We start from the raw sequence: 15,198 nt of genomic DNA on the forward strand, positions 1-15,198 counted from the left end.
CTGTATGATAAATGAGGCAATTGCTTATTTATTATGGAAAACAAGATCAGATTAACAATACTCTTTTTACTGTTCGTATTTGTTGCTCATGCAGCAGATGACGCCACCGAAATTTCGGGAAATGTATATGATAAGGACACCAATGAGCCCATTCCGTTTGTAAACGTTTGGGTGAAAGGAACTACACGCGGAACGATAACCGATATTGACGGACATTTTATTTTGTCGGCAGCAACAGGCGACAACATCAGCTTTTCTTCGGTAGGTTACCAAAAGCAGGAGCTAAAAGTAACCTCGCAGCTGGAAGTGCCGCTTAAAATATATTTGGCGCCCGATGTTCAGCAAATTAGCGAGATAAAAGTAAGGCCCGAAGAATCGCGTGCCAAAGTGCTCTATCGTAAAATAATGGAGCACAAAAAGGAGAACCGCGATAAGGTGGAGAACTACAACGACTACAAGGCGTTTGAGCGGACTTCGGTTTATATGGCCATCGACAGCACATCGAAGGTAAACCGGATTATTCCGAATATGAACGAGGTGACCATGAAACTGGATGATCGCGATATTCGGTTTTCACCCATATACATGGCCGAGCTGGGAACGTTAACAAGCAACAATAAAGACAGTATTGTTTACAATAAAAAGGATGGTATTTTCCCAAAACTCAATCAAACCATCGAAAGTTTGATTCTGTTGAATGTAGTAATCGACCTCGATTTTTATAAAGATCAGATTAATATTCTGGGGCGTGGTATCGTTTCTCCGCTAAGTAATTCGGCACGTTTGCACTACGATCTTTACCTAAACGACAGTACGTTTATCGACAGTGTTTGGCATTATAATTTTTCGTTCACTCCAAAAAATAAGTTTAACCCTTTGTTTACCGGCCGTTTTACTGTTGAAGGCAAAAACTTCGCACTTACCAGCATTTATGCTTATGTGCAGGAAGAAGCCAACATTAACTTTGTAAATGGCTACCGATCGAACGTACAATACCGCAAAGACGAAGACGGCACGTGGTTTTACGATAACCAACAGATTAGCCTGAACTTGTCGTTGATGTTGAATAAGGATACCGTGTCGAGGTATGGTTCGCAACGGATTGATCAGATTTCGAGCGGAAACTGGATGGTGAATAAAATAACGCAGTATTCCACATCGGAGCACCTGGATGAAATACGGGGATATAACTGGCGCTCGCAGCCCGAGTTTGCCACCAGCCTGATGTCGGACGGAACCTACGAGCGCGTTGACAAGTTAAAGGAAAACCAGGTGGTAAAAGGTATTGATGCGGTTGGAGGAATGGTATTGACCAGCTACGTTGATTTGGGAAAAATGGAACTGGGGCCGGTATTTGATATTTACAGTACCAACGCCATCGAGGGGCAGCGCTTTTCGTTGCCTTTCCGTACCGGACAGAAAATGTGGGAGCGCTTTACTGTTGGTGGCTTTTTAGGTTACGGTACCCGAAATAAGGAATTAAAATATGGCCTGAACTTTGGCTGGCAATTAACACCCGACGATAAGTTTATTTTGCGTGGTAATTATTCCGACGACTATAACCTGGTTTCGCAGGATAAATACCTGAGGTTTATAAAGAAAAACCCGAATACCCGTGGTAACGGAAACTTTATTGCCGCCATTACTTCGCGCGAGGAGAATCCATATTTACAACAGGAAAAGAAAGCAAGTCTGAATTTAGAATATAATACCGATAATGTTATTCTTGAAGGAGGAGCTTATTTTGCATCCAATCACAGTACGCCATCCATTCATTACGTGAATAACGGTGTAGATTACAAGCACTACTCGGCCTATGGCGCGCTGTTTAACGCACGTTTGGCATTTGGCCAGTACTACGATCAGTATTATTTTATGCGCGTATATTATATCGACCAAACGCCGGTTATTAATTTAAGCTGGGACATTGGTCAGGCTTATGTGCCTGGCGATAACACGCCTGATTTTGGTATGTATTCGCATTTTCACGGGTCGGTAGTTGGAAAATTAAACTGGGGGCCTACATTTATGCGCTACATGGTTAACGGTGGTTATTTGTTTGGCGATGCGCCATACGATCTGTTGGATATGCCTGTGGGGTCGCAATCGCTTGGTTTTGCCAAATACCGCTTTAACCTGTTGCACCAGGCATCGTTTGCGCACAACGTATATACCAATGTTCACCTCGACTGGGTGGGCGGAGGAATCATCTTTAATAAATTGCCACTGATAAAGCACTTGAAACTGCGCGAAATGGTATCGTTAAAAGCGCATTATGGCGACCGAACAAGCTCGTATAAGCCAATATTCGATCTTCCTGAGGCCTTTACGCAAGATCTTACACGACCATACGCCGAACTGGGATTAGGAATCACAAATATTTTTAAAGTGCTGCGTATCGAGTATATTCATCAGTTGGGTAGTACTTATATGGATAGGAGTTTTACCGACAACAGCGGATTACGTTTCAGGGCAGAAATGAGTTTTTAAGAGACGAAGAATTTTATTTTGCCGATGTTGATTAAAACCCCCGAATTAAATTCGGAGCATACTCTTCAATTTTATGCAGTTGCCATAGGTTCAGGAAACATTGAATTCCGGTGAGCGCATCCCCGATGGCTTTGCCTCGGGGTAAGCGAACAAGATAATAAAAAGGTCCTTAACGGAATCGGATTCCTCGTCAGCTTTGCTGCGAGGAGTTTCAATATAGAATGATGATTTACGAATAATGATTGCAAAAGTGTATTTAATACCAAATTGACCACAAAATGCCGCATATGAATTTGTTCTTTTCCGTTTCTACTGCGTTGAAAAATTATAACGTAGCTCGGCTATGCTAAAATTTTTCGCCTTGTACAAACGGAAAATAACCGACATATCCAATACGGCATTTTATAATCAAATTGGTATAATATGAATCTCCCGAAACTTTCTGTTCAATCGTTAATCACAAATCGTTAATCGCTATTCATCATTCAACGACTTCTAATCCATCGGATTTCATTCGGTATTTAAACCCCATATATTTCTAATGCGTGGTGGTTTATTTTGCATCATTGGCTCTTTTCCAGCGCTCGCGGGCCAGTTTCTGCAGGTCGGCAACTTTGTCCGATTCGTCAATGATTTCAAGGCCAAACAGTGTTTCAATAACATCTTCCATGGTAACAAGGCCTACAACAGTTCCAAATTCGTCGGCTACCATTGTCATGTGTTGTTTTTCAAGGATAAGTTTATCGAGCAAACCGGCAACCGAAAGGCTGTCTTCAACGAAAAATATTTTCCGGCGTATTTCCACGGCCTGCCGGCTGTGTTTGTCGGCGGCTATATTTTCCAGAATTGCATCTTTCAGTATAAATCCTGTAATGTTATCGGTGTTTTCGTCATAAACCGGTATGCGCGAAAACTGGAACGGATTATATGCGGTAAATATTTCTCCCAACGTTTGGTTTTCGTCGAGGGTAAACACTACACTTCGCGGTGTCATTATATTTTTTACCTGCATGTTCTCTAAACGTAACAGGTTTTGGATAATCGATTTTTCTTCTTTGTCGATGGCACCGCTTCTTAACCCGGCATCGGCCATTGCGGCAACATCGGCACGGTTTAATACACTTTTTTCACCATCTTTTTTAATTAAATGAGTTATCCATTTGCTTAGCCAAACAAAGGGTGCCAGTACAATCATTAAACCTTTTAACGAACGCACGGTAAACGGTGTTAGATTTTTCCAGTAAGTGGCGCCAATGGTTTTGGGTATAATTTCAGAAAGAATGAGTATGGCCAGTGTCATTAAACCGGCTATAAGCGACTCGTAAGTTGCCTCAAAAATATAAAGGTTTATTTTGGCCGTTCCGAAGAGTTTGCCGGCTTGTACGCCTACTCCGATGGCACCAACGGTGTGTGCGATGGTGTTTAGTGTTAATAAGGCCGAAAGCGGGCGGTCGATGTCGTCTTTTAAAATACCTAACCGTTTGCCCAGGTGTGGTTTTTCCATTTGCATGCGGCTAACATACGACGGTGTTATGCTTAGCAAAACGGCTTCCCAAATGGAACACAGAAATGAGAAAATTATTGAAACGAAAAAGAAAAAGAATAATATCGCCATATAACGTATAACAATGTTTTATACGAAAATAGAAAAATAATCGTGAAGTAGATGGCCTAATTCTTCAGCTCAACCATTTATTTTATTAATATGAGTTTTAACACTTGAGGAATCTGCTTATTTTGCTATTCTTGCAAAAACAACTAAATCGAAATTTATGAAACGAACATGAATTTTCCTCATTCTAAATTCACAAACCTGCCTACCGCAGGCAGGCAAGAATGATTAAAATTTATGTGAGAGCGACGGATGGAGCGGTTCCATCTGTCAAATTTGAATTTTTAGATTTATCAGAAAATTAAAATTGATACGGATGAAACAACGAATCCTTTCTATTGATATAATGCGTGGTTTAACGCTTTTTCTTATGCTTTTTGTTAACGATTTGTACATGCCTGGAGTTCCGGCCTGGTTGGGGCATACCGCTGTGGATTTCGACGGTATGGGGCTTGCCGACTGGGTATTCCCGGGTTTTCTTTTTATGGTGGGTATGGCAGTGCCTTTTGCCGTGCAAAGCAGATTAAAAAAGGGGCACACAAGCCTTACTATACTTTACCATATTTTGTTACGAACAGTAAGTTTATTAATTATTGGAGTATTAATGGTTAATGTATCCCGTTTAAATCCGGAATTGACGGGCATTCCTAAAAACATTTGGGCCATTGGGGTTTATGTTTCCATTTTCCTGGTGTGGAACAATTACAGCAAATTGCCGCCGTGGTTGGTTTATGTGCTAAAAGGAGCCGGAATGGCCGGCTTAATCATTCTGGCAGCTATTTTCAAATCGGGAACTGCGGAGCAGGTAAGCTGGCTGCATACCAGTTGGTGGGGGATACTCGGATTAATTGGCTGGGGCTATTTGGCCGCTTCGCTGGTTTACCTACTGGTAAAAGAAAATTTATTACAAATTGCCGGTTTCTGGGCTTTGTTTTTTGTGTTGAATATACTTTCGCAATTCAATCTGCTGGAATTCTTAAACCCCGTAAAACCCGTTTTGGGAGTACTGCTTAGCGGAAACACCCCATCAATTGTTTTGGCCGGATTGTTCTTTAGTGTTTTAATTCGGCAAATTGGTTTTGCCGATTTTAAAAAGCTGATATCAACAAGTTTAATCCTTGGAGTTGTTTTTCTCATTGCCGGATTTGTTTTAAGGCAGTGGTTTATTATTTCAAAAATACAGGGAACACCAAGTTGGGCGATGATTTGTAACGGTATTAGTGTGCTGGTGTTTGTTGTTCTTTATATTATTATCGATTTATTTAAGCTCACCAGATGGACCGTAGTGTTTAAGCCTGCCGGACAAAACTCTCTTACAACCTATCTTGCCCCCGATATTTTATACTACTCGATGTGGTTAAGCGGAGTACCGATACTTATTTACAAACAGTCGGAATTTGCCGGAGTTGTAATTCTGGGATCAATATTGTGGGCATTGGCAATGGTCGGCTTTGCTGCTCTTTTGGCAAAAATAGGAATACGCCTTCGTTTATAAGTTTTGTGATTTGATAGGAGAAATCCTAAAATAAAAAATCCGCTTCCATATACCAGGAAACGGATTGTGAGGTAAACTTTTTTAGGAAGGAGGATACACTGTTTTCGTGAACAGTGTAATTTCGCTTTCTTATTTCTCAAAAATATGTTGATAAATTTAAACAGGCGTTCGGGATTATAAAACAGGACAAGAAATTGTTTGTTGGCAGTTCGGACTTATAAATATGAATCGCTAAGTGTTTGATATGTTGTGGTTTGATTTGTATTGCGCCGGAGTGGTTCCTGTTGCTTTTTTAAAGGCCTCGTAAAAGGTTGTTTTCGAATTGAACCCGGCTTCGTAGCCAATTGCCGAAAGTGTAAGTGACGAATTTTGCGGATCCTGAATCAGCGCAATGGCTTTCTTTACGCGATACGTATTTATGAATTCATAAAAATTCTGATTAAACGATTCATTAAGAACCTGCGAAATCTGGTGGCTGCTAATTCCTGTTAAATCGGCCAGGTCTTTAATGCGAATTTGCGATTGCAGATAAACTTCGTGCTTATCCATATAGGCCTCTAGTTTTTCTTTCAGCGCGGCCGACTGTTTGCGTGTAAGCGTTGAACTTGCATATTTAATGGGTTGGTTAATGTTTTGCCCGTCTTCCAGGTGAATCCGTTGCCATTCTTGTTTTATAGTTGCCGAATGTTTATAGGTGGTTAAAGCATCGTAGCCAATAAGCACCAGTACTATTAACTGAACGATATCGTACAAATGATAGAGTTCTCTATTAAATGGCAGCTCGTAATAGGTGAGAAAAACCGCCACAAGTTCAAGGGTGTAAATGACTATACAAAGTCGTATTAAAGTCTGTGTTATACGCAGGTCTGCGTTTCTTATGTTGGAGTATAAGGCTTTAATTTTTTCGTTGTAATTTTTGAAACGCTGCAATGCGCCTGCAAAAAAAGTAACGTTTATGCTAACTAAAAAAATCCATTCCCAAACAAAATTCTCAATATCCGTTTCCAGGGTTCCGTAATGTTGATACTCAAGAATCTTATCAGCTGCCGACATGGTGTATGTTGGAAGGTACACTAATAAGCTGATTATGGAGGGAATAAGTAACAGGAAATCTGTTTTTATCAATTTAAAGCGCTGGTATTCCTGGCTTCGGGCGTAAAGGTAAATCATTGGCCCTGCCAAAAGGTTAAAAGGTTCGCTTGCATACAACAGGTGTGGGGTATTAGTAATATAACCGGTATGAAATAAAAACTCGGAGTAGCAATCGATCATAACCAAAAGCACATAAATGGCCAGGGGAAAATACCAATTAAGCTTTGTACTAACTTTTAGTAAGAAAAGAAGCAGAATAAAGCCAAAAGCTATTTCGGCAAGCAATATGAAATTCCATATTGTTATTTCGGGCATATCAGGTTGTTTTATCAGGTTGCTTTAACGAAAACGATTTAAAACTAATAAAATCGTACCAAAAAATGTGTTAACGCAATGTTGGTAATGTGCACTTCAGTATTAAATTTAACAATATGAATTCTATAGGTGTAAAGGGCATTCGATTTTAGCAGAAAAAGGGCAAAAAAAAAGTCCGGTTAAAACCGAACTTTTCATCAAAGCAATATAATAACTATACAAGTTTTACATTTACTGCGTTCAAACCTTTTTTTCCTTCTTCAAGGTCAAACGTTACTTCGTCATTTTCCTGAATTTCATCTTTACATCCACTTACATGAACGAAATACTCTTTTGTTGATTCTGCATCTTTAATAAAACCAAATCCTTTGGTATCGTTAAAGAATTTTACTGTTCCTTTATTCATTTTATTCTTAAAAAAATTATGGGTGCAAGCTACGATAAATTTTTGAAAATAAATAACATAAATTTCGGGTTTTAACTTTTTAATAGTATTCTTTGCTTTAAGCACCAAAATACGCCTAAAATCAGGCTTTTCGTTATCTAATTTCTTCAAACAGAAAGTTCAACGATTAAAAATGTTGCTCCAGTGCTGATCTCCACCACGAGAAATAAGTGCTTTCCAAGGCGTGTTGATCAGGAAACGGATAAAATTTATAGTGCTCGTTTTCGCCAATAAAAAATCCATTTTCAATGGTTCGGTAGGGAAGTTCGCTTTGCCGTACCCGCAAAACCGTTTTGGTTCGTCTTTCGTCACTCTGATGAAGTTTTATCAAACATTCCCTCAGATGTGCCGGATTTCGGTATGGCAAATTTTTTATAGGAAGCAACGGATCGTTTGCCAGATCGTTCAACTGAAGTTCAACAAAGAATAATTTTGGCACCGAAACCGGTTTGCTGATATCGGTTAAAAATTTAATGAATTCGGGCGGACTTAATTTACTGGCCACCATGGTTGAAAATGGATTGTATTGCTGATACAGATGAATGTCCTTTTTTTTCGCTGGTTGGTATTCACTGTCGGAGATTTCGAGCACTTTGCCATCGTCGGTTACCAGGTAAAGTTTCAGAAGTGCTTCCAGCGGAACGGTTTCAAAAACGCGGTAAATGGAAAGATACACCGAACGTTTGGGTTCGCCGTTTTCGTACGGAATGAGTTTCTGGTTCACATAATGGTCAGGCAGTTCAACTTTATTCGGATCGATCTCAAAAAATACCGATTGCGCGCGCAGGTTTTTCTTTGTTCCTACGGCCATATAATTTCCAAATTCGAATGGACTCAAGTGTGAAACGATCAACGATTCGGGAGTGGCTACAAGGTAGTAATGTTTTTCCATGACGATATCTTTTTAAGTTTAACGACAGGAAATCATGCGATGAAAAGAACAATGGTTTTCTGAACGTATTTTTCGTTTTTATGTACGTATTTTCCGGGGCAGGGTTTGCCGAATTTTAAAAACTATGCTGGAAAAACAGGCGTATAAAATAAACCGGAATATACAGGCCAGCCAACGGTGCGTAACGATGTTGGAGAATAGTGCCGCGTTTTCGGTTTATAAAGAATGAAAGACTATCTTTATTAACTATAAAACTCAAAATAGCTGAGATGAAACGATGGATTTACCTAATGTCTGCCGCGCTGTTATTTCTGTTGGCCTGTAATTCCGAACCGAAAAAGGAGACCTCGGAAAATGCAAGTAAAGAGAACAGTGGCCTGGAAATCGTTAAGCGGCCATTTCAAAATTCGGAGCAGATTGAATACGAAATATCGGTGGTAAAGGGAACAGCGATAAAACACGGTATGCAGAAACGTTATTACCTGCACGGAAGTTTATACTCGGCCATACCCTACGTTGCCGGGAAAAAACAAGGCGTTGCCTATACGTATTACCAGGCCGCTTTAGACCGCGAACCACAGGTTTGGAAAGAGCAACCGTATGAAGAAGACGACCTGCATGGTAAGTGCATGCGTTATCACCGCAACGGAACATTGCAGGCCGAATATGAGTATAAAAACGGATTGCGTGCCGTGGGGTTAAAAGAATACACCGAATCGGGGAAAGCGATTGAAGCGCCAAGCTTATTGCTTACCAAACACCGCATTGCAACCGGGTATTTAATTCAGGCCCGCTTAAACGACGATTTTGATAATGTTGATTATTACATCGGCGATTTACTTGAAGGTAAATATATGCCTAAAAAGATGAAAGCCCTGCAAACAAGAAACAATATTGGCGAAGTTGTTGTTTCGCAAACCAGCGGAACCGTTACCATTACTGCCGAATATTCTACCCGCTACCGGAACAGGGGAGTGGTGTCAAAGTCCATTCAGCTCTAGAAGAATTCTAACAACGACTGCTTACATTCAAACAATAACTACATACATCGAAACAATAATCTTTTTGCATTGAGCAGCTGTTCAGTGATTTACGGGGTGTTTTGTGCAGCGGGGTCAAACTGAAGTTTATCCTGAAAATGCGTTGTCAGTAAATACAGGGGCTTACAGTTAAAGATTCTGACGGTCGGAAAATAAAGTCTTTTCCCAGGAACATTACTTCCAACTTTGAACCCCGATCATTGAAGGGTTTCCAACTTTATTCCTATTTTTACGTCAAATTCGGACGAGGAATGGATATTGGGAAAAATTTAAAAGAAATTACAGAAAAATTGCCTGAAAATGTACGTTTGGTAGCTGTTTCAAAAACAAAACCCAACGCGGACATTTTGGAAGCCTACAACGCCGGACATCGTATTTTTGGCGAAAACAAAGTACAGGATTTAACCCAGAAATACGAAGAACTGCCCAAAGATATCGAGTGGCATTTTATCGGGCATCCGCAAACCAATAAGGTAAAATATATTGCTCCGTTTATTTCGCTAATTCACGGAGTCGATTCCATTAAACTTCTAAGAACCATCAATAAAGAAGCCATTAAAAACAATCGAACCATCGATGTGCTGCTTCAGTTTCATATTGCCAAAGAGCTTACCAAGTTCGGTTTGTCGCCCGATGAGGCCGATGTTTTACTGTCGTCCGAGGCATTTAAGCAGCTCACAAACGTGCGGGTTGTAGGCGTGATGGGAATGGCTACTTACACCGATGATAATGATCAGATACGAAATGAATTTCGCGTGTTAAAAGGTATTTTTAATTCGCTGAAAAATAAATACTTTTCCGGTTCCAAATTTTTCACCGAAATTTCAATGGGCATGTCAGGCGATTATCCCATTGCCGTTGAGGAAGGAAGCACGATGATTCGTGTGGGAAGCAAAATTTTTGGAGAACGAAACTATTGAAACAGACAGATTTATTGAAATAAAGCAGCGGGTAAAGGCACAAAATCATTTGCAAGCTTAAGCGCTGTACAGCAAACTATAAATTTTTATTATGGCAAATTTAGAGACTACATACCTCGGACTAAAGCTGAAAAACCCTTTGGTTGCCGCCAGTTCAGGACTAACCAGTTCGGTTGAAAGAATTAAACAACTTGCCGATGCCGGAATTGGTGCCATTGTGCTGAAATCGATTTTCGAGGAGCAAATAAACAACGAGGTAACCCATATGTTGGCTAAAGACCAGCACAATGTTGGCTACCCCGAGGCCGAAGATTACATCAAAAATTACATGCGCGACAATACGGTAACCAAACATCTTGAGCTGGTAAAACAAGCAAAAGAAGCGGTTGATATACCAATTATTGCCAGCGTAAACTGCGTATCATCGAAAGAGTGGACAACATTTGCCAAAGATTTTGAAGAAGCCGGTGCCGATGCCATCGAACTGAATATTTTTTATTTACCAACCGACCGTCATGAAAAACCGGGAATGATCGAACAGCTTTACCTTGATGTTCTTGAAAAGGTAAAAAGCGAAGTCACAATTCCCGTGTCGGTGAAGTTTGGTTTGAACCACAGCAATATTATCGGTATGGCCGATAAACTAAAAGCCAATGGCGCTGCCGGTGTGGTAATGTTTAACCGTTTTTACGAACCCGATATCAACCTGGATAAGCTGGAGTTGGTAGCCTCAGAAGTGTTTAGTTCGCCATCCGATTTGCGCCGTTCGTTGCGCTGGGTGGGCATTGTCTCATCGTCGGTTACGCATTTGGATATTGCCGCCTCAACCGGAATACACGATGGCGATGCAGTAATTAAGCAACTGCTGGCCGGTGCGCAGGTGGCCCAATTGTGCTCTACATTGTATGTAAACGGTGCGCAGGTGGTTAATGGAATGCTGGAAGACCTAACCGCTTTTATGAAGAAGTGGAACTTTAAAAAGATAGAAGATTTCAGAGGTCGTCTTTCGTATAAAAACATCCCCGACCCGATGGTTTACGAGCGCTCACAATTTATGAAGTATTTCTCGAACAGAAAATAATCACTTAAAAGATGATTAATATAAAACCGGTATTTCTTGGCGTTCTTTTTTTATTTCTGGGAAGTACCGGTTTTGTTTTGGGGCAAGATGACGTACCGGTTATAGAAAATGCTCAAAACGATACCATTACTTATTGCTCCGATTCGGTATATTTAGCCGAGTATATTTCTATTGAAAACATACAGATTGATGCCGCTGATAAAGGAATGCAGGTATCGATTGTTAACTATGAACGGGGAGAAGACCGGCTGGGATTTGTAAAGGTTCCATCGTTAAAATACAATTGGAATGACACTAAGGGAACACTGGAAATAAGTGGCGTGGGTACCGATGAACAATACCGCGGAGCCATTTCAAAAGTGTATTACTATAACCTGAGTGGAACAAGAAGTATTGGTACCCGTGAATTTGCAATTGGTTTACTTGATGCCGATTATTTGCCTTATACCGGGCATTTCTACCAATATATTGCTAAACGTGGAATAAGTTGGACAACGGCCAAAGCCGAAGCCGAAGAAATGACTTATTACGATCTTAAGGGCTATCTGGCAACGATTACCTCCAGTACCGAAAACGATTTTATTTATTCGAAAATTGATGGTGTTGGCTGGATAGGGGGAACCGACGAAGATAAAGAAGGGGATTGGTATTGGAAAACCGGACCTGAAGAAGGAACACTTTTTTGGAGGGGCACATCCGAAGGACAGGAATTTGGATTTGCCTATTGGAATTACGGTGAACCCAATAATGTACAAAAAGATTGGGGTGACGATGAAGATTATGCCCACATGGTTGTTGATCCGGGAGGAAGAAAAAAGTCGTGGAACGATCTTCCGGATGAAGGAGACAAATATACGCCTGATGGCTATTATTACCCGCAGGGCTATGTAGTGGAGTTTGGCGGCATGGAAGATCTTCAGCTACAGCTGTCGGCTACCGCATATATAGAAGTACGCGAAAGCAAACGTCCGGAGCTGGATTACTCAAAAATTCAAACCCTGTTTTGTGGCACAAAGTCGGCTACTGTTGATTTGATATTTCAGGATTCAGATCCGCTGGTTGAGCTTATTCCGTTGGATGAAACGGTTACGGTTGACGATTCTTTAACCACAAAACCAAAAATTACGGTTAACGATTATGGCCAGTATTATTTTCAGTTAAATACCATCGATGAGGCAAGCTGCCCTTATACCGATACGGTAATGTTTGAATTTCATAACCAGCCCGAAGCAAAATTCGATCTCGATTCCAGCGAATGTTACGGATACAACCTTCAGCTTTCGTTTATTGGCGATACTGTTGAAGCGGCAGATTTTACCTGGTATTACAACGATGCCGAATTTGAATCGGGGATTGGAGTAGATCGTGTTACCATTCCATTGGGATTTGAAAATATTGATCGTTCGGTGGCCTTAAAAGTAAATGAGCAGGGATGTATCGACTCATCGCTGGCGCTGGAAGTAAAAGTAAAACCTAATATTATTGTTGATGTTGAAAACGAGGAAGGGTGTTCTCCGTTAAATGTTGAATTCTCTGCAAAGACCAGTAAACCGGCAGCGTCGTACCTGTGGGATTTTAATGATGGGAATACTTCTGCAGATGAAAGCCCAATGCATCAATTTCTTAATCCGGATGATGAGCGTAAATCGTTCGATATCAGCCTTACTGTGCTCGATGTTAACGGGTGCGAAAATACGGCCGTTTATGATAGCCTGGTAGAAGTGTATCCGGTTCCAACGGCTGGATTCGATTTCTCTCCGCAGGAAGTGTTGATTACCGCTCCTGAGGTGAAATTTACCAATACCTCTCATGCGGCTACCGTGTATTTCTGGGATTTTGGCGACAGTACGTTTTCTTACGAAACAGATCTCCAACATAGATATAATGCCATGGGCATTTATAACATGTCGCTCGAGGCCGGTAACAGTTTTGGCTGTGCCGATACTATCGTAAAACAGGTAAGTGTGGTTTTTGATAAAATAAATCCGCCTACTGCTTTTTCGCCTAACCTTAGCCACCCGGATGATGAATTTAGATTGCATGCCGAAGGTGTTTTAAACGATGGATATCAACTGTTGATTTTTAACCGCTGGGGCGAACTTGTTTTCGAAACGGACACACAAGAGGAAGGCTGGGATGGCACAATGAGCAATGGAAACTTTGCTCCTTCAGGCGTGTACACCTGGGTGCTGAAATATAACGATTTTATGGGCGGCTCGCACAAACAAAAAGGCAATGTAGCCCTCCTGTTCTGATACAATCGATTGCACTAAAATGTGTTAAAAATATTGACTTACATCATGTTTGTTAGTATCTTTCCTCCCCTTTAAAACGTATAAGCACATGGTTAGCCGTATGGAAAAAGGGGCTTGAGTGTATAATTTTTAAAAAGATTGATGATGAAGCGGACTGACAAATTTGAACCGTACTCTGAAAACGAACACCCGGTGTTTATGGATTTTCAGACTTTTAAGAAGAAAGAGCGCAACTTACACAGTGAAGAACATTTTGTTGTGCCGTGGGAACTTAACCACGATGAGGAAAAATTTAGTGCAAAAGCTAAAGCATGGGAATAAGAAGTTTGTTTCTGATTTTATTTTTTGCCTTAGTTCCAACAAAAAATGTAAGTGACAATTCATGTGAGCCATAACTATAATTTGAAAGTTCATACAGGGTGTAGTCGAAACTGTACCCAAACTGAAATTTTTCGCGTGCAAAGCCAATTAAAGCAATTATAGCATCTGGCCGTGTGTCGATGTTATTTCTGAACCAACCTCCAAACAACAATGATTTTTCAATCATATAAATTCCAAGATTTAGCTGCTTAAACGATCCCTGTTGCTGGTAAAGTATATTCGGCGAAAGCGTAAAGCGCCGCGACAATAAAGCATGATGAAACTTGTGCAGTCGGGTACCGGCATGTACCGTAATTTTCATTGGCACATTCCCCTTGTTATCTCCTTCGTAAATCGACTCATCGGGTGTGGTCAAATGATGCAGGCTGGCTCCCCAAAATACCTGGCGGTGCTGACCTACCGCTCCAATTGCAAAGTCGGGGTAGGTTTTATTCCCTTCGTAAAGGTGAGCGCCGCTTGAACCTGAAACCTCGCCTGTAAGCTGATCGATTTCTGAGGGAAATATCAAGCCATTGGTGTCGAATTGTTTTCTTACAAGGCCTGCGCTTAATCCCAGTGTCATAAAACTTTCCATGCCCAATTGAAGATGGTATGAATAGCTTGCGGTTGCAGCACTTGTTGTAATTATATTATTGGGTTCGCGATCGTGATAAGCCTGAAAGCCAATTCCGGCATTACTTTTTTTCAAAAGGTAGTCGTAAGAAAGCGAATAGGTGGTAAACGAATTGCCTTTTTGTGGCCACTGGTTACGGTAATTAATTACCATACGGGGAAGTTCGGTAGTGCCGGCAAAAGCCGGATTTAAGTGAAGCGGATTAGCAAAAAACTGCGAGTAACCGGGATCCTGAGCAAAAACTGCACACGGCAACACAAGCAAAGCAAGCAGAAGTTTTTTGAAGTACATTTAGTTTATCCCCGATTAAAATGAGGGGTGAAAATACAAAATCAAATTCACATGAGATGGATTTTGAAATATTTTATCATTGTTGTCCGGGAAACCGGATCTAGTTTAAATTCATATCTCTAACTTCTTGATATTCAAGTCAGGTATTTTTATTTTTCAAAAGTAAGCCCCCTGTACTTCTGGGAATAGCGAATGTTGGTATTTGTATTTGTCTTGCTTTATCAATATGAGCCAGCTTTTCTCAGGATTTTCCAGGAAAGCATATATGTTAATGTA

The 15,198-nt window shown here is 40.7% G+C and carries 12 protein-coding genes; 7 read left to right on the forward strand and 5 right to left on the reverse strand.

All coding sequences use genetic code 11. From position 1 onward, the window contains the following. Positions 1–33 precede the first annotated feature (33 nt). Positions 34–2,490, forward strand: coding sequence for a DUF5686 and carboxypeptidase-like regulatory domain-containing protein (locus tag BMW53_RS09180; RefSeq protein WP_038560287.1), 2,457 nt, complete (start codon positions 34–36; stop codon positions 2,488–2,490). A 553-nt stretch (positions 2,491–3,043) separates the two neighbouring features. Here BMW53_RS09180 and BMW53_RS09185 read toward each other — a convergent pair. Continuing rightward, positions 3,044–4,105 (reverse strand): CNNM domain-containing protein, encoded by a 1,062-nt coding sequence (locus BMW53_RS09185; RefSeq protein ID WP_038560289.1) that lies wholly within the window; start codon positions 4,103–4,105, stop codon positions 3,044–3,046. Positions 4,106–4,418: 313 nt separating this feature from the next. Between BMW53_RS09185 and BMW53_RS09190 the strand changes: the two genes are divergently transcribed. After that, positions 4,419–5,597 (forward strand): DUF5009 domain-containing protein, encoded by a 1,179-nt coding sequence (locus tag BMW53_RS09190; RefSeq protein ID WP_038560291.1) that lies wholly within the window; start codon positions 4,419–4,421, stop codon positions 5,595–5,597. Positions 5,598–5,828: 231 nt separating this feature from the next. Here the strand turns inward: BMW53_RS09190 and BMW53_RS09195 are convergent, their stop codons facing one another. From BMW53_RS09195 to BMW53_RS09205, 3 genes are all read right to left on the reverse strand, one after another. After that, the gene (locus BMW53_RS09195) at positions 5,829–7,004 is read right to left on the reverse strand and encodes a helix-turn-helix domain-containing protein (RefSeq protein ID WP_038560294.1); all 1,176 of its coding nucleotides are present in this window, start codon (positions 7,002–7,004) and stop codon (positions 5,829–5,831) included. A gap of 214 nt (positions 7,005–7,218) precedes the next feature. Then, the gene (locus BMW53_RS21490; protein ID WP_245749030.1) at positions 7,219–7,560 is read right to left on the reverse strand and encodes a cold-shock protein; all 342 of its coding nucleotides are present in this window, start codon (positions 7,558–7,560) and stop codon (positions 7,219–7,221) included. 16 nt (positions 7,561–7,576) lie between these two features. Then, complete coding sequence (locus BMW53_RS09205) at positions 7,577–8,341, reverse strand: hypothetical protein (protein ID WP_038560296.1); 765 nt, start codon at positions 8,339–8,341, stop codon at positions 7,577–7,579. A 269-nt stretch (positions 8,342–8,610) separates the two neighbouring features. Here BMW53_RS09205 and BMW53_RS09210 point away from each other — a divergent pair, with 269 nt between their 5' ends. The 5 genes from BMW53_RS09210 (at position 8,611) to BMW53_RS20940 (ending at position 13,958) form a co-directional block, all read left to right on the forward strand. Further along, positions 8,611–9,342, forward strand: coding sequence for a toxin-antitoxin system YwqK family antitoxin (locus BMW53_RS09210; RefSeq protein WP_074780546.1), 732 nt, complete (start codon positions 8,611–8,613; stop codon positions 9,340–9,342). A 290-nt stretch (positions 9,343–9,632) separates the two neighbouring features. Continuing rightward, entirely contained in the window at positions 9,633–10,301 is a 669-nt protein-coding gene (locus BMW53_RS09215; RefSeq protein ID WP_038560302.1) for a YggS family pyridoxal phosphate-dependent enzyme, read from the forward strand. Between the two features lie 91 nt (positions 10,302–10,392). Continuing rightward, complete coding sequence (locus BMW53_RS09220; protein ID WP_038560305.1) at positions 10,393–11,382, forward strand: dihydroorotate dehydrogenase-like protein; 990 nt, start codon at positions 10,393–10,395, stop codon at positions 11,380–11,382. Positions 11,383–11,393: 11 nt separating this feature from the next. Next, entirely contained in the window at positions 11,394–13,637 is a 2,244-nt protein-coding gene (locus tag BMW53_RS09225) for a PKD domain-containing protein (RefSeq protein WP_051567916.1), read from the forward strand. Positions 13,638–13,778: 141 nt separating this feature from the next. Beyond that, positions 13,779–13,958: a hypothetical protein gene (locus BMW53_RS20940; protein WP_157470824.1), complete on the forward strand. Its 180-nt coding sequence runs from the start codon at positions 13,779–13,781 to the stop codon at positions 13,956–13,958. On the opposite strand, the gene BMW53_RS09230 is transcribed toward BMW53_RS20940, so the two are convergent. After that, positions 13,942–14,922, reverse strand: coding sequence for a PorP/SprF family type IX secretion system membrane protein (locus BMW53_RS09230; protein ID WP_038560308.1), 981 nt, complete (start codon positions 14,920–14,922; stop codon positions 13,942–13,944). The genes BMW53_RS20940 and BMW53_RS09230 overlap by 17 nt on opposite strands. Positions 14,923–15,198: the final 276 nt, after the last annotated feature.

Origin of the sequence: Draconibacterium orientale (assembly GCF_900111425.1) — a bacterium.
Taxonomy (GTDB): domain Bacteria; phylum Bacteroidota; class Bacteroidia; order Bacteroidales; family Prolixibacteraceae; genus Draconibacterium; species Draconibacterium orientale.

Bases quoted from the DNA above. Each gene is read 5' to 3' on its own strand.
- BMW53_RS09180 (WP_038560287.1), top strand. From the start codon at position 34: ATGGAAAACAAGATCAGATTAACAATACTCTTTTTACTGTTCGTATTT.
- BMW53_RS09185 (WP_038560289.1), bottom strand. From the start codon at position 4,105: ATGGCGATATTATTCTTTTTCTTTTTCGTTTCAATAATTTTCTCATTT.
- BMW53_RS09190 (WP_038560291.1), top strand. From the start codon at position 4,419: ATGAAACAACGAATCCTTTCTATTGATATAATGCGTGGTTTAACGCTT.
- BMW53_RS09195 (WP_038560294.1), bottom strand. From the start codon at position 7,004: ATGCCCGAAATAACAATATGGAATTTCATATTGCTTGCCGAAATAGCT.
- BMW53_RS09205 (WP_038560296.1), bottom strand. From the start codon at position 8,341: ATGGAAAAACATTACTACCTTGTAGCCACTCCCGAATCGTTGATCGTT.
- BMW53_RS09210 (WP_074780546.1), top strand. From the start codon at position 8,611: ATGAAACGATGGATTTACCTAATGTCTGCCGCGCTGTTATTTCTGTTG.
- BMW53_RS09215 (WP_038560302.1), top strand. From the start codon at position 9,633: ATGGATATTGGGAAAAATTTAAAAGAAATTACAGAAAAATTGCCTGAA.
- BMW53_RS09220 (WP_038560305.1), top strand. From the start codon at position 10,393: ATGGCAAATTTAGAGACTACATACCTCGGACTAAAGCTGAAAAACCCT.
- BMW53_RS09225 (WP_051567916.1), top strand. From the start codon at position 11,394: ATGATTAATATAAAACCGGTATTTCTTGGCGTTCTTTTTTTATTTCTG.
- BMW53_RS20940 (WP_157470824.1), top strand. From the start codon at position 13,779: ATGATGAAGCGGACTGACAAATTTGAACCGTACTCTGAAAACGAACAC.
- BMW53_RS09230 (WP_038560308.1), bottom strand. From the start codon at position 14,922: ATGTACTTCAAAAAACTTCTGCTTGCTTTGCTTGTGTTGCCGTGTGCA.